Source organism: Allorhizocola rhizosphaerae, assembly GCF_003426775.1.
GTDB lineage: Bacteria > Actinomycetota > Actinomycetes > Mycobacteriales > Micromonosporaceae > Allorhizocola > Allorhizocola rhizosphaerae.
On record NZ_QJUG01000488.1, the window covers coordinates 1 to 1094 of the forward strand.

The window sequence follows — 1094 nt, forward strand, 5'->3', positions numbered from 1 at the left end:
GAGCAGCACCACCACCGACGCGTCGGCCACACCCCGGCCGGCGCCGTCCACGACCCGCCCGCGCACCGCGCCTCCCACCTCGCAAGAAGGTGCCGCCACGCGTCGCGTGGCGGCACCACTGCGCTACATGTCCAGATCGGACAGTCCCGCGGCGGCGGCCGCGGCCGGCACCTGCGCGGCCTGGGCCGCGGGCGGCGCTGTGATCACCGTCTTGAGCGCGGCCGTACCCAGCGTGCTCCACTTCTTGAAGTTGGCCACCACGGCGGCCGTGATGCGCGTGGCCGAGTTGCCGGCCCCCGCGCCGTAGTTGTGGATGCCCACCGCATAGCGCCGGCCGTTCTGCTTGATGTACACCGGGGCGCCGCTCTGCCCGCCCATCGTGTCGATGTCGTAGACCAGGTTGGCCGCCGTCACCGCCTTGATCTTGCGGCGCATGCCCCACAGCTGCGCGAACGGCTTGTCGCCGGGATATCCGGCCAGCACCGCCGGCGTGGCCAGCAGCGCCTCGTTGGGGAAGACCCCGAAGCCGAAACTGCCGAACTTCTGTCCCGGGAACGCGCCGGCCGGCAGGATGATCGCCGCGTAGTCGGCGGCGGGCAGCTTGTGCTGCGTCCAGCCGGCCGTGGACCGGAACGTGGTGGCCAACGCGGACCCGAACGGCCGGCTGGTGCCGTCGCAGCCCGGGATGACCTCGATCCGGCGCGCCCAGCCACCCTGGTCGTGCAGATACACGCAGTGCCCGGCGGTGGCTACCGCCCGCTCGCCGATGAAGAAACCGGTACCGCGGTAAACGGCCCCACTGGGAAACTCGATCTTCAAGGCGCAGTAGCGGCGCCACGGCACCTTCGTGGTGTTGCCGATCCGGATCCGGTCGTCGGTGCCGATGATGACCTCCACGGTCTGCGCGGCCTCCTCGACCACCGCCTCGTCGACGGCCTCCTCGGCCGCCTCCTGCCGCCGCATCGCCTGCGCCAGCAGCTTCTGCAGCAGCGCCACGGCGTCGCCGCCGGCCCGCGGCTTGGCCAGCACCCGTTGGGCCCGCGGGCTCAGCCTGCCCTGCACGGCCCGCGCCAGACCCGGGCCCGCCGCCGACG

1 protein-coding gene is annotated in these 1094 nt (G+C 72.9%); it reads right to left on the minus strand.

Translation table 11 applies throughout. From position 1 onward, the window contains the following. Window positions 1-123 precede the first annotated feature (123 nt). Window positions 124-1094, minus strand: a 971-nt coding sequence (locus DM816_RS41995; RefSeq protein WP_211589098.1) for a trypsin-like serine peptidase, incomplete at its 5' end; no start/stop codon positions are given.